The sequence below is a fragment of the Bradyrhizobium sp. AZCC 1610 genome, from assembly GCF_036924515.1.
Taxonomy (GTDB): domain Bacteria; phylum Pseudomonadota; class Alphaproteobacteria; order Rhizobiales; family Xanthobacteraceae; genus Bradyrhizobium.
In genome coordinates, this window is record NZ_JAZHRR010000001.1 from 3,315,752 (window position 1) to 3,336,408 (window position 20,657).

Annotated in this window: 14 protein-coding genes and 2 pseudogenes; 8 read left to right on the forward strand and 8 right to left on the reverse strand. The window is 62.0% G+C overall.

All coding sequences use genetic code 11. The features are described from left to right. Position 1 precedes the first annotated feature (1 nt). A pseudogene (locus V1279_RS16380) lies at positions 2-1,508 on the forward strand (AMP-binding protein). A 90-nt stretch (positions 1,509-1,598) separates the two neighbouring features. Next, complete coding sequence (locus V1279_RS16385; RefSeq protein ID WP_334437638.1) at positions 1,599-2,855, forward strand: GGDEF domain-containing protein; 1,257 nt, start codon at positions 1,599-1,601, stop codon at positions 2,853-2,855. A gap of 182 nt (positions 2,856-3,037) precedes the next feature. Here the strand turns inward: V1279_RS16385 and mfd are convergent, their stop codons facing one another. Together mfd and V1279_RS16395 are read right to left on the reverse strand one after the other, a co-directional pair. Beyond that, positions 3,038-6,556, reverse strand: coding sequence for a transcription-repair coupling factor (gene mfd / locus V1279_RS16390; protein WP_334437640.1), 3,519 nt, complete (start codon positions 6,554-6,556; stop codon positions 3,038-3,040). After that, positions 6,553-6,843, reverse strand: coding sequence for an FAD assembly factor SdhE (locus tag V1279_RS16395; protein WP_334437641.1), 291 nt, complete (start codon positions 6,841-6,843; stop codon positions 6,553-6,555). The genes mfd and V1279_RS16395 overlap by 4 nt, the downstream gene beginning before the upstream one ends. A gap of 203 nt (positions 6,844-7,046) precedes the next feature. Between V1279_RS16395 and recG the strand changes: the two genes are divergently transcribed. Continuing rightward, a complete protein-coding gene (gene recG, locus V1279_RS16400) occupies positions 7,047-9,155 on the forward strand; it encodes an ATP-dependent DNA helicase RecG (RefSeq protein ID WP_334437642.1) in 2,109 nt (702 codons plus the stop codon). On the opposite strand, the gene V1279_RS16405 is transcribed toward recG, so the two are convergent. The 6 genes and pseudogenes from V1279_RS16405 to V1279_RS16430 form a co-directional block, all read right to left on the reverse strand. Next, positions 9,107-10,096 (reverse strand): dihydrodipicolinate synthase family protein, encoded by a 990-nt coding sequence (locus V1279_RS16405; RefSeq protein ID WP_334446422.1) that lies wholly within the window; start codon positions 10,094-10,096, stop codon positions 9,107-9,109. The two genes, recG and V1279_RS16405, sit on opposite strands and share 49 nt — an antisense overlap. A gap of 96 nt (positions 10,097-10,192) precedes the next feature. Continuing rightward, positions 10,193-10,990: a DUF502 domain-containing protein gene (locus tag V1279_RS16410; RefSeq protein ID WP_334437643.1), complete on the reverse strand. Its 798-nt coding sequence runs from the start codon at positions 10,988-10,990 to the stop codon at positions 10,193-10,195. Between the two features lie 91 nt (positions 10,991-11,081). Then, on the reverse strand, positions 11,082-12,908 hold the full coding sequence (gene glmS, locus V1279_RS16415) for a glutamine--fructose-6-phosphate transaminase (isomerizing) (RefSeq protein WP_334437645.1): 1,827 nt from the start codon (positions 12,906-12,908) through the stop codon (positions 11,082-11,084). A 900-nt stretch (positions 12,909-13,808) separates the two neighbouring features. Then, the gene (locus V1279_RS16420) at positions 13,809-14,000 is read right to left on the reverse strand and encodes a hypothetical protein (RefSeq protein ID WP_334437646.1); all 192 of its coding nucleotides are present in this window, start codon (positions 13,998-14,000) and stop codon (positions 13,809-13,811) included. Positions 14,001-14,449: 449 nt separating this feature from the next. After that, positions 14,450-14,548 (reverse strand): annotated as a pseudogene (locus V1279_RS37840) (PEPxxWA-CTERM sorting domain-containing protein); the annotation flags it as partial. A gap of 1,023 nt (positions 14,549-15,571) precedes the next feature. Then, positions 15,572-15,820: a hypothetical protein gene (locus V1279_RS16430; protein WP_334437649.1), complete on the reverse strand. Its 249-nt coding sequence runs from the start codon at positions 15,818-15,820 to the stop codon at positions 15,572-15,574. Positions 15,821-16,103: 283 nt separating this feature from the next. Here V1279_RS16430 and V1279_RS16435 point away from each other — a divergent pair, with 283 nt between their 5' ends. The 5 genes from V1279_RS16435 to V1279_RS16455 all read left to right on the forward strand — a co-directional run bounded on the left by V1279_RS16435 (position 16,104) and on the right by V1279_RS16455 (position 20,393). Further along, on the forward strand, positions 16,104-16,313 hold the full coding sequence (locus tag V1279_RS16435) for a hypothetical protein (protein ID WP_334437651.1): 210 nt from the start codon (positions 16,104-16,106) through the stop codon (positions 16,311-16,313). A 327-nt stretch (positions 16,314-16,640) separates the two neighbouring features. Further along, positions 16,641-17,060 (forward strand): GFA family protein, encoded by a 420-nt coding sequence (locus V1279_RS16440; protein ID WP_334437654.1) that lies wholly within the window; start codon positions 16,641-16,643, stop codon positions 17,058-17,060. Positions 17,061-17,333: 273 nt separating this feature from the next. Next, positions 17,334-17,531, forward strand: coding sequence for a hypothetical protein (locus tag V1279_RS16445; protein WP_334437658.1), 198 nt, complete (start codon positions 17,334-17,336; stop codon positions 17,529-17,531). A gap of 112 nt (positions 17,532-17,643) precedes the next feature. Next, a complete protein-coding gene (locus V1279_RS16450) occupies positions 17,644-18,114 on the forward strand; it encodes a VOC family protein (RefSeq protein WP_334437661.1) in 471 nt (156 codons plus the stop codon). Between the two features lie 1,580 nt (positions 18,115-19,694). Further along, the gene (locus V1279_RS16455) at positions 19,695-20,393 is read left to right on the forward strand and encodes a hypothetical protein (RefSeq protein WP_334437664.1); all 699 of its coding nucleotides are present in this window, start codon (positions 19,695-19,697) and stop codon (positions 20,391-20,393) included. Positions 20,394-20,657 lie beyond the last annotated feature (264 nt).

Sequence of the window (20,657 nt, forward strand, 5' to 3'; positions counted from 1 at the left end):
CGTGACCCAGCCCACTGCTTCGCCAACGCTCGATACCTTGTTCAAACGGAACCTGGCGCGGCAGCCGGATGCGCTGGCGCTGGTCGATCCCCTCAACAAGCAGCGCATCACCGGCCAGCCGCCGAAGCGTCTTACCTTCGCGCAGGCCGACCGCATGATCTCGTCGCTGGCCGCGCACTTCATCGAGTCCGGCTTGCCGGCCAATTCCGTGATCGCGGTTCAACTGCCCAATACCATCGAATTCGCGATCACCGTGCTCGCCGCCTTCCGCGCCGGCCTCGTCGTCGCGGTGCTGCCGCTGCTCTGGCGGCAGTCGGAATTGACCATGGCGCTCAACCGCACCGCCGCGCGGGGGATCGTGACCTCGGGCAAGGTCGACGGCGTGATCTATTCTGATATCGCCATGAACGCCGCCGCCGAAGCGTTCTCGATCCGCCATGTCTGCGGCTTCGGCAGTGACCTGCCCGAAGGCATGGCCTCGCTCGACAACGCGATTTTCCGGGAATCCCTGACCACGCGCGCCGTGATCCAGGACGGCCGCAAGGCGGCGCTGATTTCCTTCGACGTCACCGCGGACGGCTTCCGGCCGGTCCCGCGCGCCCATCTCGGCCTGATTGCCGGCGGCCTTGCGATGTCGCTCGAAAGCGACGTGCCACAGGGCGCAACTGTCCTGTCGGCCTTCTCGCCGATGTCGTTTGCCGGCCTCGCCTCGTCGCTGGCGGTCTGGCTCTTGTCGGGCGGAACGCTGGTGCTGCACCATCCGTTCGACGAGGAGGCGCTGGAACAACAGATCAACGAACAGGCCTGCGATACGCTGATTGCACCGGCGCAACTGGCGCTGCGGCTGGACGAACTGGACCTCGCGGCGCGGATGCCGAGCCTGCGCAATGTCATCGGCCTGTGGCGCACGCCGGAACAGGTCGGCTCCAGCGCGTGCTGGACCGCGCAGCAGGCGACGCTGACGGATGTCTATCTGTTCGGCGAGGCCGGATTGTTCGGCGCGCGCCGGATCGCGGAGGACGGCTCGCCGGCCCTGATCAAGCCCGGCCTTCACGGCGCGCCGCGCGAATTGCCGGGATCGTCGATCGCGGGCGAGATCCTGCTGACGCCGCGCGGCACGTTGGGATTGCGCGGGCCGATGGTGCCGGTCGCGGCCTATGCACCGCCTCCGCCGCCGAGCGACTCCCTGATCGCCTCGCCGCCGCGCGACTACGTCGATACGGATTACGCGGCGCGGATCGACCGCGTGACCCGGCGCGATCAACATCACCGCGCCGCCTTCCGGCGTCATGGCCGTCGGCGGCTACCGGTTCCTGGCGCAGGACCTGCAGGAATGGGCGCGGCGGCTCGGCCAGGGCGCGCTCCTGACCGCATTGCCCGATCGCCTCAGCGGCCACCGGCTCGCCGGCCGCGCCCTCGACAATGCGCGCGCTCGGGACGCGCTGACAGAACTTGGCCTTAACCCATTGATGGTGGAAGCATTTCGCGATCGCTCCAACGCGCTCTGAGAGCCTCCGGCGGCTCGGCGTTGACGCCGCATTAAGCGGCGCAAACTAGCATCGCTGGTTCCAGATGCGCGCCTGACCCGAGTTCTCAAGATGTCCCAGCAAGGTCCGATCCTCGTCGTGTCGACCGCGAGACGGCCGTCCTTTGCCGCCACGCTCGACCTCGCGAGGCTATTTCCGGTGGTCGAGACCGAATGGACGGACGCGGTGCGCGCCGTCGAACAGGTGCAACCGGCCGCCGTGCTGGCTGCAACCTCCGACACCGATGCAGCCGGACTGGCGGAACTGGCAGCGCGAGTAGCGGCACGCCAGCCTTATCTGCCGCTGATCTCGGTCGACCCGCGGGTCCCGCATCCAGACAACGTCATTCCTTTCTTCCAGAGCCAAATCTCGCAAACCCAAACCCTGCAAACTCAAGGCGGCTCTGACCGCCTGGTGGCTCGGCTGCGTGCCGCGCTGCGCGTGCGGTCGTTGCATGCGACCGTGATGCGCCGGCTGGTGCCGGCAACGCCGATGGTGCTGTCGCATATCGATCCGGCGCGCGACGCTACCGTGCTGCTGATCGGCCGCGGCGGCGCCTATCCGACGTTGTCGGTCGCGCTTGGCGAGCGCACCGGCGTGGTCGGCGCGCTCTCGATCGAGGCGGCTGCGAAGCATCTCAACGTCAGAGACATCGACGGCATCGTGCTCGGCGAAGGCTTCAGCCCGCGCGTGATCGACGCCTTCCTCACCGTGCTGACGGAGGATGCCCGGTTCCGCAACCTTCCCGTCGTCGTGACGGCAGGTGATCTGGCGCCGGCCTACGATCTGCCGAACCTCGAGGTTGTTTCCGACGACGCCGCCCAGGCGGTCGCGACGGCGCTGCCGCTGATCCGCCAGCATGCCTTCGAGGCGCATCTGAGCCGAACGCTGAGGGCCATCGACGCCGATGGCCTGATCGACGCGCGGACCGGCCTGCTCACCCGGGACGCCTTCGAGCGCGACTTCGCCAGCGCCATCTACCAGACGCAGCAACGCGGCGGCGGATTGTCGGTCGCACGCTTTGCGTTCGATCCCGAACATCCCCGCGCGCAATTCGACGGCGCGCGGATCATCAGCCGCCTGATGCGGCAGATGGATTTCGGCGCCGCCCAGGAAGACGGCTCGGTTGTCGTGGTCTTTGCCGAAACCGACCTGAAGACGGCGCACACCATCGCGCGGCGGCTGTTGAGCGTGATGCGCCATACCAGCCACGGCCAGCGCGACGCGCGAGCGGAGCCCGTTGTTACCGTGGCAACGCTGCTGCCGAACGATTCCGTGAAGTCGTTGCGGATGCGACTGCAGGAAAAGGCGCATCGCGCAGCGTCGTAACCGCCCCTTGCCGGCACCACGACGTTCCCCGGATGCTGCGCAGCGCGCTCGGGATCGCGCTTCGCGCGATTCCGGCGGTGCGCAACTGATCCGGGGTCCATCCGTCCTGCGCGTGCGCGTGAATGGATCCCGGCTCTGCGGAGCAGCGCTACGCGCTGCACCGCGTCCGGGACACGAACCAATTAAGCCGCCTTCTTGCTCTCCGCAAGATTGGCGAGTTGCCGCAGGATCTCGGTCGTGCCCATCAACCGCTCTTCCGGCGTCTTCCATGTCTGCAGGAACACCACCTTCATGTCCGGGCGCACCTTGGCAGCCTGGCCGTGCTGACGGATGAAGAACACCAGCCGGTCCGGCTGCGCGAACTTGTTCTCCCGGAAAGTAATGACCGCGCCCTTCGGTCCGGCATCGACCTTCTCGACATTGGCTCTGCGGCAATAGGCCTTGATGGCCGCGACCTTGAAGAGATAGCGGACTTCGTCCGGCAGCACGCCGAAGCGGTCGCGCATCTCGGCGGCGAAATTGTCGATCTCCTCGTCGGTTTCGAGACCGGCCAGCCGCCGGTACAGCGACAGCCGCACCGCGAGGTCGTTGACGTAGTTCTCGGGGATCAGCACCGGCATGCCGATGGTGATCTGCGGCGACCAGCGGTCGGCAGCAGGCTCCGCCACGCCGGCCTTGAGGTTGAGGATCGCTTCCTCCAGCATCGATTGATAGAGCTCGAAGCCGACTTCCTTGATGTGGCCGGACTGCTCCTCGCCCAACAAATTGCCGGCGCCGCGGATGTCGAGGTCGTGCGAGGCCAACTGAAAACCCGCCCCCAGCGTTTCCAGCGACTGCAGCACCTTCAGCCGCCGCTCGGCCTGCGCTGTGATCTTTTGCTGCGCCGGCAGCGTGAACAGCGCATACGCTCGCAGTTTCGAGCGCCCCACACGGCCGCGGAGCTGATAGAGCTGCGCCAGCCCGAACATGTCGGCGCGATGCACGATCAGCGTATTGGCCGTGGGGATATCGAGGCCGGACTCGATGATCGTGGTCGAGAGCAGGATGTCGTACTTGCCGTCGTAGAATGCCGACATGATGTCTTCGATGACGGTCGGCGCCATCTGGCCGTGCGCAACCGCGACCTTCATCTCCGGCACGTTCTTGTCGAGAAAATCCTTGACGCCGGCGAGATCCTCGATCCTTGGCACCACATAGAACGCCTGCCCGCCGCGATAACGTTCGCGCAGCAGCGCCTCGCGGATCATCAGGGGATCGTGCGGCGCCACGAAAGTGCGCACCGCCAACCGGTCGACCGGGGGCGAGGCGATGATCGAGAGGTCGCGCACGCCGGTCAGCGCCAACTGCAGCGTCCGCGGAATCGGCGTCGCGCTCAGCGTCAGCACGTGGACCTGGGCGCGCAACTGCTTCAATTTCTCCTTGTGACTGACGCCGAAGTGCTGCTCCTCATCGACGATCAGAAGCCCAAGGTCCCTGAATTTGATGGATTTGCCGAGCAGCGCGTGGGTGCCGATCACGATGTCGACGTTGCCCTCGGCGATCCCCTTCTTGACCTGCGTCAGTTCCTTCGACGCAACCAGGCGCGAGGCCTGCGCGACATTGACCGGAAAGCCGCGGAAGCGTTCGGCAAAGTTCTTGCTGTGCTGCCGCGCGAGCAGCGTGGTCGGCACCACGACGGCAACCTGCTTGCCTTCGAGCGCGACGGCAAATGCCGCGCGCAGCGCCACCTCGGTCTTGCCGAAGCCGACGTCGCCGCAGATCAGCCGGTCCATCGGCCGGCCGCTTTCGAGGTCCTTCAGCGTGGACGTGATGGCCCCTAACTGGTCCTCGGTTTCCTCGTAGGGGAAGCGCGCACAGAACTCGTCATAGACATGCGGCTGCACCGGCATTTTCGGGGCCTCATGCAGGTGCCGCTCGGCCGCGATCTTGATCAGTTCGCCGGCAATCTCGCGGATGCGGTTCTTGAGTTTTGCCTTGCGCGCCTGCCAACCACCGCCGCCCAGCCGGTCGAGTTCGACATTGGAATGGTCGGAGCCGTAACGCGACAGCAGCTCGATGTTCTCGACGGGGAGGAACAGCTTTGTTTCGGCGGCATAATGCAGCTCGAGACAGTCATGCGGCGCGCCGCCGACCTCGATGGTCTGCAATCCGACAAAGCGTCCGATGCCGTGCTCGACATGGACGACGAGATCACCGGTTGCGAGGCTCGTGACTTCGGAGATAAAGTTATCGAGCTTGCGGCTTGCCTTGCGCGGCCGCACCAGGCGGTCGCCGAGGATGTCCTGCTCGCTGATGACGGCGAATTCGTCGGTCTCGAAACCGCTCTCCATGCCGACCACCGCCAGCATGGCCTCGTTACGCGGCGTCGCCTGCACCGTGCGCCAGGCGTTGACGCTGGTGAGATTGGCGAGCTTGTGGTCGCGCAGCATGCTGCCCATGCGGTCGCGGGAGCCTTCGCTCCACAGCGTGATCACCACCTTCTTGCGTTGCGCCTGCAACGCCAGCACGTGCGCCACCACGGCTTCGAACACATTGACCGAACCGTCGGCGCGCTCGGGCGTGAAATTGCGGCCCTGCCGCGCGCCGGCGTCGAACACGTCGGCGCTGCCCTCAGGCACAGCAAATGGCGTCAGCCGAGCCAGTGCGGCCTCGCTGAGTCGTGTCGTCCACTCGGTTTCCGTCAGGTAGAGCCGGTCCGGCGGCAAGGGCTTGTAGATCGCGCCGCCGCCTGGATGGTCCAGCGCCTCGCGCCTCGCCTCGTAATAATCCAGGATCTGCTTGAAGCGCTCGCGGGCGGCGTCCTCGCCTTGCGGCTCGATCGCGACCGGCGCGCCGTCGAGATAGTCGAACAGCGTATCCATCCGCTCCTGAAACAGGGGCAGCCAATGCTCCATGCCGGGATGGCGGCGGCCCTCGCTGACGGCTTCATAGAGCAGATCGTCGCGCTGCGGCGCGCCGAAGGTCGCGACATAGCCCATGCGAAAGCGGCGGATGGTTTCGGTGACGAGCTGGAATTCCGAGACCGGAACCAGATCGAGCGCGCGCATGTCGAGCAGCGTTCGCTGCGTTTCCGCGTCGAAAGTACGGATTGATTCCAGGCTGTCGCCGAAGAAGTCGAACCGCACCGGTTGGTCGAGTCCGGCCGGAAACAGATCGAGGATGCCGCCGCGCACGGCATACTCGCCGGGCTCGCGTACGGTCGAGGAGCGGTTGTAGCCATTGTGCTCCAGCCAGGCCACGATCGAGTCCATCGGCACGACATGGCCGGGCGCAACCGACAGCGCCTGCGCCGCCATGACCTCGCGGGCCGGCACGCGCTGCACGATGGCGTTGACGGTCGTCAGCACGATCAGCGGCTTGTCACTGCCCTGCAGGCGCGACAGCCGCGCCAGCGTGGTCAGGCGCTGCGCCAGGATGCCGCCATGCGGCGACACCCGGTCATAGGGCTGGCAGTCCCAGGCCGGAAATTGCATCACGGGCAAATCGGGGGCGAAGAATTCCAGCGCCCGCGCGAGCTGCTGCATGCGCGGACCGTCGCGGCAGACGACGGCAAGGCTCACCGCCGGCGGTTTGGGTCGTGCCGCCACCGCACGGGCAAGATCGGATACAACCAGCCCCTCCGCGCCCTCGGCAACGTTGGCAAAGGTCAGCGCACGGCCGGGAGCGAGCAGCGCGGCAGGCGATTTGACAGGCGACTTCATGCGTCGTGATCCACGGCGCGAAACGCCTTGATGCGGTCGAACAGCGCGGTCGCATGTTCAGGATCGAGCGGCGTGTCGCCGAGCAGCGCGGCATAGAGATCGGGATCGGGCACCTCGATCAGGCGCTCGAGTTCGGCCAGTTCGTCATCGCGCATGCCCGATATCTCGGCATCCGCAAAGCGGCCGAGGATGAGATCCATCTCGCGGGTACCGCGATGCCAGCAGCGGAACAAAAGCCGCTTGCGGCGGTCGTCGAGGCCACCGCTTGATCGTGTCGTACCCGTCATTGTCCCATTCCATTTCGAACGCCAAAAGCCCGGACGTGCCGGGCGGGGTTGATATAGCGGTCGGGATCGGCAATGTCAGCCCTTGTTGTTCGCGATTATCAGCTGTCTCGTCATTGCCGGGCTTGACCCGGCAATCCATCCTCTTTTGAAGATGGATGCGCGGGTCAAGCCCGCGCATGACGCTTGTGTGCGACGAGAGACCAATGCGCCCCACCCTGCTCAATCCGCTGTTTGCGCTGGTCACGAGCCTTCCCGGCGTCGGGCCGAAGCAGGACAAGCTGTTGCGCTATCTGCTGGGGCGCGATGAGACGCCGCGGCTGGTCGACCTGCTGCTGCACCTGCCGGCGAGCGTGATCGACCGCCGGGCGCGGCCGAAGATTCGCGAGGCTGTGCAGGGAACCGTGGTGACGCTGGAGGTCACCGTGGATCGCCACCGGCCGCCGCCGCCGCGCAATTCCCGCGCGCCCTACCTCGTCTATGCCTCGGACGATACCGGCGACGTGGTGCTGACATTCTTCCGCGCCAAGCCCGGTTATGTCGAGAAGCTGCTGCCAGTCGGCGAGAAGCGCTACGTTTCCGGCACGCTGCAGATGTATGACGGCATTCCGCAGATCGTGCATCCCGACCGCGTCGTCGACGAAGCGGGGTTTGCAAAACTCTCCGGGATCGACCCGGTCTATCCCCTCACTGAAGGCCTTGCTTTGGGCTCGCTGCGCCGCGCGATCGCACAGGCGCTGCAAAAGCTGCCTGATTTGCCCGAGTGGATCAGCCCGGAAGTCATTCGCCGCTGCAGCTTTCCGCCGATCCGGGAAGCGCTGAACCGCGTGCATGTGCCGCTCGAACTCACCGACATCCTGCCCGATGGTCCGTTCTGGTCGCGGCTCGCCTTCGACGAACTCCTAGCCGGCCAACTGGCGCTGGCGCTGGTGCGCGCGCAGTTGCGGCGTCCGGCGGGCGACCGCAACGCCGGCGACGGCCACCTGCGCCGCAAGATCATCGACGCGTTGCCTTATGCACTCACCGGCTCGCAGCGCGAGGCGGTCGCCGCCATCGCCGAGGATCTGCGCCAGCCGGTTAGGATGCTGCGGCTGCTGCAGGGCGACGTCGGGTCCGGCAAGACCGTCGTGGCGCTGCTTGCCGCCGCTGCGGTCGTCGAGGCCGGCAAGCAGGCCGCGCTGATGGCGCCCACCGAAATCCTCGCCCGCCAGCATATCAAGACCATCGCGCCGCTGGCGGAACGCGCCGGCCTCCGCGTGGCGATCCTGACCGGCCGCGAGAAGGGCAAGGAGCGCCGCGAAATCTTAGGCCAGCTGGAAGCGGGCGAGATCGATTTTCTGGTCGGAACGCACGCGCTGATCCAGGACGACGTGATCTTCAAGGCGCTGGCGCTCGCCGTCGTCGACGAACAGCATCGTTTCGGCGTGCGCGAACGGCTCGCGCTGACCAACAAGGGCGAAGCGGTCGACGTGCTGGTCTTGAGCGCGACGCCGATCCCGCGCACGCTGGTGCTCACATACTTTGGCGACATGGACGCCTCCGAATTGCGCGAGAAGCCGGCCGGCCGCCAGCCGATCGAAACCCGCACCATATCGATGAGCCGCCTCGACGAGGTGACGGATGGCGTCGGCCGTGCGCTGCAGGCCGGCAAGCTGGTCTACTGGATCTGCCCGCTGGTGGAGGAATCCGAAGCCGAAGGTACCGAGCACCTCACCAACGCGACGGAGCGGTTTGAAAAACTGCAGCAGCGCTTCGGCGACAAGGTTGGTCTCGTCCACGGGCAGATGAAGGGTACGGAGAAGGACCGCGTGATGGCGCAATTCGCCGCCCATGAGATCGGCCTCTTGGTGGCGACCACGGTGGTCGAGGTCGGCGTCGACGTCCCGGCCGCGACCATCATGGTGATCGAGAACGCCGAGCGCTTCGGGCTCGCGCAATTGCACCAGTTGCGCGGCCGGATCGGGCGCGGCTCGGAGGCGTCTACCTGCCTGCTGCTCTACAAGGAACCGCTCGGCGAAATGTCGAAGGCGCGGCTGAAGGTGATCCGCGAGACCACCGACGGCTTTCGGATCGCCGAGGAGGACCTGAAGCTGCGCGGCGAAGGCGACGTGCTCGGCATCCGCCAGAGCGGCCTGCCCGGCTATCGCATCGCCCGCTCCGACGTGCATGCCCAGCTGATCACGCAGGCGCGTGACGAGGCGCTCCGTATCATGAAGGACAATCCAAGGCTCAAGGGCGAACGCGGCGAGGCGCTGCGCTGCCTGCTTTATCTGTATGAACGCGATGAAGCCGTGCCGCTGATCGGTGCGGGATAAGTCTTGCTCGCATCAACCACGGCAATGCGCCGCCGGTAGTGGTCGGTGCCCTCGACGATCTTGTCCAGTAGCGCGTCGAGAGCCCAGAATTTTTCGTGGATATCGAAGGTGACGGCACGGCTGTCGGTGCAGGAAAACGTGCCGAGACGCTGGTGGTAGAGCTTTGCAAGCTTCGGATAGCCCATCGGCTCGGCCATCGCCGACAGCGCAAGATAGACGGAAAGCTCGTCCGCCAGCGCCGGATGGGCGGCGTTCTCGGTCATCATCCATTTGTAGAGATCGGGATGAAAGTTCGTGAACACGCCGGTAAACCCGCGCGAACCGGCTTTCATCGCCTCATAGGCAATCGCCGCATTGGCGTTGACGACGGCAAGCGGCGTGCCCCTGGTCAGCGCCACCCGGCGCTTCACCGTTTCGAGGTCGCAGGAGACGTCCTTGAGAATGACGAAGCGGCCGGTCCGGGCGCAGAACGTCAGCTCGTCGTCGGTCAGCAGCCGGCGATAGGGCGCCGGGCACTCGTAGAGGCCGAGCGGCATTTGCTTCGGCAGCCGTTCGAGCAGCCAGCTCAGATCGTCGATGAACTTGCTGCCGCCTTCCCGCCTGGCGTCGAGACGGTTGGTGACGAGCACCATGCCGTCGACCCCGGTCGCGGCAATCGCGGTCAGCTCGGCAAGCTGGTCCTCCAGGCTTTCGCTGATGTGACCGGAAGCGATCACCGGCACGCGGCCGGCGGCGGCTTTCTTAACAAAAGCGGCAAGCGCAACCCGCTCGTCGAGATTGAGAAACTGCATCTCGCTGGACTGGCAGACCGCGAACAGCGCGTCCGAACCATTGTCGATGTACCATTCCACCAGCCGGCCAAGGCCCGGGTAATCGATCTGGCCGTTTTCGGTGAACGGCGTGATCATTACCGGAATGATGCCTTCGATCTTCCTGACCATGGTTTCAGCCTGCCAGCATTCGAGATTATCGGCACAAGGGACAGTCAGCCGGCGCGCGGGAGGCCGCGCCATCAGGCGGCCGCCGCAGCGGAAGCCCTACTCTACCTTCTCCACCTTCACCTTTGCCGGAGCCGGCTGCAGCTTGGCCGAATTCGCCACGCGCGCCGCGTTCGCCATGCCGGCCAGCGCGGCGGCATTGCGTTTCTGCGGATCGGAGCCGGGCTGCACCACGCCGGCCGACATGATCAGGGTCGCGGCGTCTTCGGTGCTCATGTCGACTTCGATGATCTTGCTCTTCGGGACGTAGAAGAAGAAACCCGTGGTCGGGTTCGGCGCGCAGGGCAGGAAAACCGAGATGTGCTCCTCCTGGCTGGGCAATTTGTTCGCAACGTCCACGCTCGGCGACTGCGAGATCAAAACGATCGACCACATGCCCGGCGAGGGAAATTCGACCAGGCCGACCTTGCGAAAGCTCGACCCCTTGCCCGAGAACAGCGTCTCGAACACCTGCTTGAGGCCGCGATAGATCGCGCGCACCACCGGCATCCGGCCGAGCAGGCGTTCGCCGAGATCGACCAGCGTCCGCCCGATCAGGTTGGCGGTGAGGAAACCGAGCAGCGTCAGCGCCACCACCGCGACGATCAGCCCCGAACCGGGCAAGCCGAACGGCAGATAGGTTTCGGGACGGTAGACGGTCGGCACGAACGGGCGGACCAGATTGTCGACCCAGTTCACGAACCACCAGGTCAAATAAAACGTGATCGCAACCGGCCCTGCGACAACCAGTCCGGTCAGAAAATAGTTCCGAAAACGGGCCATTAACCCGGGAGGGTGGGCCTCTGGGAGAGGTTCATCCAGCAGGGGCGAGGTCGGGGGTAGTTCTTCGCGGTTCATTGGAGTTCCAGGTCGGGGCGGCGGGCTTCTATGCCAGCTAAGCCATCCTAGCAGGTTTTTGAAGACCCGGCGTGACAGTCGATGGGCTTGACTATTCGACCGTTACCGATTTGGCGAGATTTCGCGGCTGATCCACGTCGGTGCCCATCACCACGGCGGTATGATAGGCCAGCAGTTGCACCGGGATGGCGTAGACCATCGGGGTGAACGCCGCCGCCATGTCGGGCAGCACGATGGTGACCAGGGAGTCGATGGTGGCTTCCGCCGCGCCCTTGGCGTCAGTCATGAGAATGATCCTGCCGCCGCGGGCCGCGACTTCCTGCATGTTGGAGACGGTCTTCTCGAACACCCGGTCGAACGGCGCGATCACCACGACCGGCATGTTCTCGTCGATCAAGGCGATCGGCCCGTGCTTGAGTTCGCCGGCGGCATAGCCCTCGGCGTGAATGTAGGAAATTTCCTTCAGCTTCAGCGCGCCTTCCAGCGCCAAGGGATAGCTGGTGCCGCGGCCGAGATAGAGCACGTCCTTCGATTTCGAAATGTCGCGCGCCAGCTTCTCGATCTGCGGCTCTGAGGTCAGCGCCGCCGCCATCAGGCGCGGAATCTCGACGAGGCCGTGGACGAGCTTTGTTTCGTCCTCATCCGACAACTCGCCGCGCGCCTTGCCGGCAGCAACGGCAAGCGAGGCCAGCACCATCAACTGGCAGGTGAAGGCCTTGGTCGAGGCGACGCCGATTTCGGGACCGGCTAGCGTCTGCAGCACGGTTTCGCTTTCGCGCGCAATCGTCGAGGTCGGCACGTTCACCACCGATACGGTGTGGACGCCCTCGGCCTTGGCGTAGCGCAGCGCGGCCAGCGTGTCGGCGGTCTCGCCGGACTGCGAAATGAAGATCGCGAGATCGCCCTTGCGCAAGGGCGCCTCGCGGTAACGGAATTCCGAGGCGACATCGACTTCGACCGGCACGCGCGCCAGCCGCTCGAACCAGTATTTGGCGACGTAGCCGGCATAGCTCGCGGTGCCGCAGGCCGTGATCGAAATGCGCTGGATATCCTTGAAGTCGAACGGCAGCTTGACCGGCAGCATGACGCGCTCGCTCGCCATGTCGATATATCTGGCAAGGGTATGCCCGACCACTTCCGGCTGCTCGTGGATTTCCTTGGCCATGAAGTGGCGGTAGTTCGCCTTGTCGACCAGCGAGGTCGAGGCCATGTGCTTGACCGCTTCGCGGTGAACGATGGCGTTGTTCTTGTCGTAGACGGTGGCGCCCTTGCGCGTCAGCACCACCCAATCGCCGTCTTCGAGATAGCTGATCGTGTCGGTGAACGGCCCGAGCGCGATCGCGTCCGACCCCAGATACATTTCGCCGTCGCCGTGACCTATCGCCAGCGGCGGGCCGTTGCGGGCGCCGATCATCAGATCGTCGTCGCCTGAGAAGATGAACCCGAGCGCGAACGCACCGCGCAGTTCCGACAGCGCCGCCCTCACCGCCTCGACCGGCTTGATGCCCTTCTGCAGCAGGCTGTCGACCAGGTGCAAAACGATCTCGGTATCGGTTTCGGTCTTGAACACCGTCCCCTTTTTCTCGAGCGCTTCGCGCAGCTCGCGGAAATTCTCGATGATGCCGTTGTGAACCACGGCGACGCGATCGGTCGCATGCGGATGCGCGTTGTTCTCGGTCGGCTTGCCGTGGGTTGCCCAGCGGGTATGCCCGATTCCGGTGTGGCCCTTGAGCGGTTCGGCATCCAGCCGCTTTTCGAGGTTCTTCAGCTTGCCCTCGGCGCGGCGGCGCGCGAGGTGACCGCCTTCCAGCGTGGCGACGCCTGCGGAATCATAGCCGCGATATTCAAGCCGCTTGAGTGAATCCACCAACAGCTCCGCGACCGGAGCTTTCCCAAGAATGCCGACAATGCCGCACATGCGGTTTGATATCCCCAAATCGACGAATAGCGTCGCAACCCGCTAGTCTCTTAACGAAGTTCGCAGTCCGACAGGTACTCAATAATTGTTGCGTATTGAGACAGTCTTAAGCGGAAAGCTTAACGGACCGCCTGACCAGGGCTTAACCTGTCACATCAGCGAGGCGCGCGGAATACGGGTTCGCGATCCCGCGGCATGACCTGCCCGAGCTTTGGCCTTGGCTCTCCCAAAGAGAGGGAGCAGGGAATGCCGAATGCGCGCTGCACCCGCGGTCTCGCGTGCAATGGGTAGAAGGAAACGCACACGAGCATACAGGTTCAGCGGAGGCAATCCGGCATTCCCTGCGCAATGGCTTTACGGCTTACTTCGTGCTCTTCCCGGCGACGAATTCCTTTTGTCACCGTCACCAGCGGATTGAGATTTGTCTAAGCCCGGTCGGGCCGACGCGTCTCCGCTGGCTTGACATCAGCAACGGATGCCAGAACCACACGACTTCGCCGTACGCAGCGCCCTCAACCGCCACTCCGATCGACGAGATGCCGGCCGAAGTTCTGGCGAAGGCCTTGAAACGCCGGTCGTCTGCGCAAACGTAAGATCACTCACGGGAGAACCCGCCCTGCGACCACGATCGCGCCCGACGCCGCTGCGTCCACCGCATCCAACCCCGCGTCCGTGACGATCGCGATACGCCCCTCTTGCCGGGGTGGACGGGCGAAGTGATAGTGCTGATTTGCCCATCGGCGAAAGCGGAATATTTTTTCGAACAAGGCTGGACTGCTAGCATCAGGTTGATTTGGTTCAACAAATTGAGCTGAACGCGCAGCGCAAATCAGCAAGCTCCCCCAGCGATAAAGGCAGTTAAATGCACTGTCACCGTAATTGCTGCGGTTATAGATCGGCCTAATGCTTCGGCAGTTCGTGCTGCGTGGTTGTCTCACTGCCGTCTACCGGACCAGCGCCGACAGCATTCTTGGCATCGCAAAGCGCTTCCGGGACCTCATGCCTGTCAGGCGAGATCAGAAGCTGTTTCCGCATCTCGGCGAGGCGGGCACGGCAGTATTCGCGGTACAGGAGATCGAATATGGCGGGCATGATCTAACCTCGTTTGTTTGATCTGCACCAATTCCAATTCCAAGCTATCATTTTTCCTGGGGCGCAAGATGTGAACTAGATCACAGCCTGTCCCTCTTGAGCTTTCTCCGCCCCAGTGATGAACCTTGGCAGAAACTCGCGAACCTGGCTGCGGTTCAATGCCCGCATGACGTCAACCTCAGGCGACGAGACAATTAGCAATATACCCTAATCGGGATAGGGGGATTAAGCGGCAAGAGTTGTTCTGTTGCCGCCGTAGTTTGGATGTCGGCAATCGTCGCGCCACCTTCCGCACGCTTGATCGCCTTCAATTTGTGCGCGTCGGATACTGACGGCTCTTTGCTCTTGCTGCCACAGGTCATCCTCAAAATGAGCCTGTCACAGAAATTATCGTGTCTCATTCCAGGGGTGCAGTCCAGTCCAGCACTGTCACCGTAATTCCGATCCGATCAGGCTGCGAGTGCAACGGTCTTGCGTCGGCGATACGTCATGTAGCCGACACCAGCGAAGCCCAGGATCATCATTGCCCAGGTGGAGGGTTCAGGAACGCCGCCGACCGCTATGTTTCCAACTCCACCAGTAAATAAAAGGTCCAGCGGACCCTGATTGCCAAAGGCTGGATCGAAACTAATGATCGGGTCAATGAATGCGAACTGGGTGTCGGTGCCGCCACCAATGCCGAGGGTGTTTGCATCGACGAACAAGTTCATTTGGATATTGTAAATTGTGCCATTCGTAAGCGTAAATGGCGTGCTGAACGAAGTGGACGATTGCTGCGTGCCGCAGCCGCCATGGGTTGAGCCGCATGCTTCACCCAGCAAGACGGTCCCGTACGAACCTCCTTGAAAATAAGCACTTACTTGATTGGGGGTCGAGATGGCGTTCGAAACACCGCCGCTCCCAGTTATCAGAACATGGATTTCGGGGTTAGGACCGTTGTATTGGAAGTAATAACCTCCGAAGGCATACGCGGCCATCAACCCTTGCCCATTTACCGACACGTCGGCCCTGAATGAAGGTTGGGTGCTGACCGTTGTTACGACGGTTCCTTTACCCACCCCGTTGTCCAACGTCAGCACATCGTCGAACAGGTCTTGGCCATTTTGAAAGTGCCGCGGATTATTCAGGCCATCGGCAAGTTGCGGAAGCATCCAGCCGTTTGGCAAGACGCTTGCTGGCGATAACGTGGCGCCGATCAATACAAAGGTCACGGCGGTAGCTAATGTCGCGCTAATGCGCTTACGCATATGAGGTCCCCCGAATACAAATGAGGATTGAAATGGCTGAGGAGTGAAATGGCCGCAAATTATGAATGAGAGCCTAAGGTTCCCCTTGGGACCTTACAAGCGGTATTTGTCAGCTAACGTGAATAAAGGCGGTCTCACCTGTTTGGGTGAGAGTTAGGGGGCGTTACCTCGAACTATAAACCCAACAGATGAGACCGTGAGTTGATTGCTGCTTCCACGGTGTGCGATCCGCTTGGTGTAGGTCGCGGAGGATGGGCGCGGCACGCCGGCAAAGATCGAGATCACCGAGGCGGCGCGCGGGACGATGCAGTAGGCAGAAAACCGTCACGGTCCCGTGGGCTTCTTGCCACGACCAGTTACCAGCCATTCCGGGTCAACCCGGCAGATAATGTAGAACCGGCCAATCAGATGATGGGGCATCAAGCTCCGGGTCTCATATTGTTTGTATTTGTCCTGTGGAATACCTATGGCTTCGGCGATTTGCCATTGCTTCATGCCGCTGGCGGTTTTGGATTTTGTGACGCGCAGGATGAACCCTTGCTTATATTCGAGTTCTGTTTCTGACTCTGCCATGCGGACAGAATGTCCTAAAGACATTACGCTGTCTAACGGCATTCTGTGCGGCCAGCGCGAAGGCGACGCCAATGCCGCGACGGAAACCGGCCAAGTTTTTCGGATCGTTCGGTAGGGAGGTTCAATTGAACAGATTAATTACGGTGACAGTGCACTTAATCGCCGCAGGCGAAGTGCAATTGAGTGCACTGTCACCGTAATTCCCCAAATCAGCAAGCTCCCCCAGCGATAAAGGCAGTTAAATGCACTGTCACCGTAATTGCTGCGGTTATAGATCGGCCTAATGCTTCGGCAGTTCGTGCTGCGTGGTTGTCTCACTGCCGTCTACCGGACCAGCGCCGACAGCATTCTTGGCATCGCAAAGCGCTTCTGGGACCTCATGCCTGTCAGGCGAGATCAGAAGCTGTTTCCGCATCTCGGCGAGGCGGGCACGGCAGTATTCGCGGTACAGGAGATCGAATATGGCGGGCATGATCTAACCTCGTTTGTTTGATCTGCACCAATTCCAATTCCAAGCTATCATTTTTCTTGGGGCCGAAGATGTGAACTAGATCACAGCCTGTCCCTCTTGAGCTTTCTCCGCCCCAGTGATGAACCTTGGCAGAAACTCGCGAACCTGGCTGCGGTTCAATGCCCGCATGACGTCAACCTCAGGCGACGAGATCGCTGATGTGTCCCCCGTGGGGTCACTGCGAGCTTTGACGGAGCAATAAAGCCCCATAAAGTTCGATCAGATCGATTTGACCGTCATCGGTCGGATGGCCCGTCGTCCCTTCGCGGTAAGCTTTGCTTGCTCAGAGGCAATTGGAGGATATTTCGAATGGCTGACGCTCGATGCAGCTGCGGTGCAGTCACGCTCTCGCTTCCAAAAGAACCATCCAAGCTGGTCGTTGCTTGTCACTGCATCGACTGCCAACGCCGAACCGGCGCGCCGTTCGGTGTAGGCGCTTATTACCCCGCTGATGTTGTCACCATCTCAGGAACCTCAAAGGAGTTCACGCACGCCGCCGCAAGCGGCGGGAAAATCCATAACTATTTTTGTCCACAGTGCGGCTCAACAGTCTACTGGAAACTCAGCAATCTGCCCGCGCTGATCGCCGTTGCAGTCGGCGCGATGGCAGAACCAAAATACCCAGCCCCCGTCATATCGGTTTTCGAACAGTCGAAACATGATTGGGTTCAAATTAATGGTGCCGTGGAGCACTTCCGGCAAAGCAGCCCCCAAAAAAATTCAAACTGAGACACCACTGACCTACGACGCGCGCGGGCGCAACGTCGGGAGGGGTCACGACGAGCCGCCAGCCGTCGACCTGCCACTTTTTCCCGTAGAAATACGGAGAAGAACAGAATCGGCTTGTGAATTCGGAACGAGAGAATTTTAATCTTGGTCCCGGGAATTTCATCACGCGCGTAGTTTCATTCACCCGGTAGGACCCCGCTCGGCGGTACCAGCGGGGTTCTATTTATTTCGGCGTCTGATGCCTGGTCGCAGCGCTTCTTTGATCCAATCATCTTGCCGGATGGACGCAAGCTCAAGACGCTGCGCGATGCCGCCGCCTACATCACCGAGTTGCCGAAGGCGGAGCACGATGCCGAGGAATGGCAAACCGCGATGGAGGTGCTGCTGCTGGTCGCCGAGCGTGACGGGCCGGAGATGATGGCGTGGATCGGAATGATGCGGGCGCTGAACCGTCGCACCGGATTACGGTGACAGTGCTGCGTAATTCTAAATTGGACATTCGCGTCAGTGATGTGTCGCGGCTTCAGGTCGCCCGGTTCAGTGCGATTTGCTATGCTCTGCATTTCGGCAAGGGAGGCTCGGTATGCCTGTAACCGTCGGTGCACACCATCTCACGGTGTTCACACGCAACATGGACCGTTTCATTCGCTTCTACGAAGAAGTCTTCGATGCAGAGACCAAGTTCGATCTCTCCGAGCCCGGTCCCGGTGGCGGCACTATTCGTCACTCGCTTATCGACCTTGGAGAAGGCTTCGCCCTCCATCCGTTCCAAATGCCGGAACAAACGGGGTATGAAGACGGCTCGATGCAGATGGGGAAGAGAGGTCACATAGATCATCTCGCGCTGAAGGTAGACGATGAAGTGCGCTTACAAGAAATCAGACGACGTCTGGTGAAGGCTGGCGCGTCGGATGGGACCATTACGGATTTCGGCGCCATCCGTCTCGTTACCTTCAGGGATCCGGATGGAATGGAGGGCGAGGTCGCACGGTGGACCGATTGCAAACGCGTGCTCGGCTTTAATGAACGCAAGCAGGAGATTTGGCCAGATTAACAACCGGTCACAGCATCCAGATTGCGCCGCTGATCGAGCATTTCGGCACCTGCCCGGTTTGCGGCGCGCTGGTTCGACATGCGTGACTTCGGCCAGGTTATAGCGCACGCCATGACGCCGAGATCGAGACCATCGAGGATGATGGCCGCCGCGCTGCGGTGAACTAACCGACTGCCGTTACGGTGACACTTAACCTTCGCCCTCCGCATTCGGCTTGAGCTTGAGGGGGAACACGACGCATCAATTAGATGGTCGCGACCTTATTCCGATTGAGACAGACTTAGCAGCTTAACAAGCCCTGCGCTTAACCCTCTTTCGGCGCCTTGGCCCGCATTTTCATTTCGGAATTACGGTGCACCCACGCCGGCAACCCTCGGTCGGATCCGGCAACCCTCGGTCGGATTAAGTGCACTGGCACCGTAATCCCCCGGCCAACCCGCCCTGAAGGCCCTGTGCCGGGGTCAAACAAAAGAACGATCCCAGCGCTAAGGGGGGCAGCGGGCTGGGACCGTTCAGGTCGGGGCTGCCCCGGCGGCGGGGCACCCGACTATCCAAAGAGTTCTGTCGTCTCAAAAAGTTCCCGATCCAGGAAAGCTGAACAACCGTTAATGGAACCGGAACGAAAGTCCTCATCGCGGAATTGTTGATGCGAGACCGTCGCCCGCCGTCAATGAACGGCGCATGTCGCGGATAGCCAAAGGTCTTCGGACCCGCTGTTCAAGAGCGCTCGCGCAAGATAGCCAAAGGCGACGGTCTCCGTCTGATCTGCAAGCAGGAAGAAGGCCCTCGATATTACTGTCGGGGCGTCGTTGAGTCGTGCGCGCTGGAGACCTTTATGCGAAAGACTGTTGAGCGAAACACTGTTGAGATTGACTCCCGACACAGTCGCGCGATCGTTCAAAAGATTGGCGAAAGACTACGAGCGTCGATACAGGAAGATCGAGAAATACCCGCGAACTTCAAAATGCAAATCGATCGACTTCGGGAGTTAGAAGACGAGACGAAGCCCAGAGGTTAAGTCACGTCCGGTTCGGGTCGGCTCCTCTCTCACGACGCCTCTCTGAACACGACTGCGCACTGTGCGGCGCGGATATCGCGGGCGGCTTCCAGCTCCGGGTTCAGAAAGCAAAATGGCCGCAGATTGCTCCGCGGCCCACCGGATAAAAAAATCGTCTGTAATAAAATCCTCTAGCTCCGGTGCGACTTACGTTGTAGCGCAAATCCCCTCGCGATTTGATCCGGGAGACTACGGATGCCTCTACGTCGATCCAGCAGGAGCGGCTAGGACGCGTTATTTCGCGTCCCCTGTGAATTTCCTGCATGATCGTTAGGCGACGCTCAGCGCCATCTTGTTCTGCGAAGCCGACGCCGGCGAAGCCGAAGGATCATCATGGCTTAGGAATCATCATGGCCTAGGAATTACGCAGGAATTACGGGGAATTACGGTGACAGTGCACTTAATCTGCCGCTAGCGAAGTGCAATTGAGTGCACTGTCACCGTAATTCCTAATCGGGATCCGGAACCATGGTCCAGATTAAGATGGGCGCTCGACAGCCGTCCAAGGAATTCGCACAATAAGTTGCTCAACCCGTTTTTTGGGCTGGACGCTTCGCGACTGGGGTCGCCGCGCTTGTGTGCGGTCGGCCACCGCGATGCCAACCCCGCCGCCTGCTGTTCGGTGATCTGGAGCATGTCACCCGTGAAACGCTGTCTCGCCGCTTTCGCAATCGCCGCCAGCCTGTTCGCACCAGTTGCGCAGGCCAACGATGCCTTGGAAGCCAAGGTGCGGGCCTACGTTCCGGTCGTCTCCCTCGCCAAAGTATGTGACTTCAGGATCAATGACGCCACCTCGGATGACCACCGCGCCATGCATGAAGCGGTGAAAACCGATCCGAACGCCAACAAACTCGCCTACCGCCTCCATTATGAAACGCAGACGGCCTACATCAAGGCCCGCGACGGAGGTCAACGGGTCGCCTTCTGCAAGGACTTCATCGCAGCCAACAGCCAATACGCCAAGGCGCGCTTCACCGCCGTGGTCGAGGACCACATGAGCGACGTCAGCACTAGTGTGCAGAAAGCGATTGCCCACAACGTCTGCGGTGCGCCCCCCGTCAAGCTGTCCAAGGCCGACTGGAAGCCGTACGCGCTCATCAAAAAGATGCTTCAGATCGAGCAGAAGTTGGCCAAGGAAAAGGCCGAGACGAACGGCTGGAACGTCACCGAGGAAACGACGGCGGTCACGGAACAGTTCTGCGCGGCGGTAAACAACCGATGAGCATCACCGCCCCCAATTGTCCGAGGCCCGCTGATGCGACTTTGCGCGGCCCCGGTGGCCCTCTGGGGGGCTAGCGCCACTCCTCTCTCGCTCCCGCTGGAGCGCGGCACCTTCCGTGCCGGGCTGTTCGGGCAACACTTGGATTTCAGAGCGCATCATGCGCAGTCAAGCTTAGAGCTTAGTGACGCTCATCACAGTCTGAGGAGCTGATCTCCCTTAACGTCCTCGCATCATCAACTGACGGGATCGCTTATTCGAGGAAGG

Bases quoted from the DNA above. Each gene is read 5' to 3' on its own strand.
- V1279_RS16385 (WP_334437638.1), top strand. From the start codon at position 1,599: ATGTCCCAGCAAGGTCCGATCCTCGTCGTGTCGACCGCGAGACGGCCG.
- mfd (WP_334437640.1), bottom strand. From the start codon at position 6,556: ATGAAGTCGCCTGTCAAATCGCCTGCCGCGCTGCTCGCTCCCGGCCGT.
- V1279_RS16395 (WP_334437641.1), bottom strand. From the start codon at position 6,843: ATGACGGGTACGACACGATCAAGCGGTGGCCTCGACGACCGCCGCAAG.
- recG (WP_334437642.1), top strand. From the start codon at position 7,047: ATGCGCCCCACCCTGCTCAATCCGCTGTTTGCGCTGGTCACGAGCCTT.
- V1279_RS16405 (WP_334446422.1), bottom strand. From the start codon at position 10,096: ATGGTCAGGAAGATCGAAGGCATCATTCCGGTAATGATCACGCCGTTC.
- V1279_RS16410 (WP_334437643.1), bottom strand. From the start codon at position 10,990: ATGAACCGCGAAGAACTACCCCCGACCTCGCCCCTGCTGGATGAACCT.
- glmS (WP_334437645.1), bottom strand. From the start codon at position 12,908: ATGTGCGGCATTGTCGGCATTCTTGGGAAAGCTCCGGTCGCGGAGCTG.
- V1279_RS16420 (WP_334437646.1), bottom strand. From the start codon at position 14,000: ATGCCCGCCATATTCGATCTCCTGTACCGCGAATACTGCCGTGCCCGC.
- V1279_RS16430 (WP_334437649.1), bottom strand. From the start codon at position 15,820: ATGGCAGAGTCAGAAACAGAACTCGAATATAAGCAAGGGTTCATCCTG.
- V1279_RS16435 (WP_334437651.1), top strand. From the start codon at position 16,104: ATGCTTCGGCAGTTCGTGCTGCGTGGTTGTCTCACTGCCGTCTACCGG.
- V1279_RS16440 (WP_334437654.1), top strand. From the start codon at position 16,641: ATGGCTGACGCTCGATGCAGCTGCGGTGCAGTCACGCTCTCGCTTCCA.
- V1279_RS16450 (WP_334437661.1), top strand. From the start codon at position 17,644: ATGCCTGTAACCGTCGGTGCACACCATCTCACGGTGTTCACACGCAAC.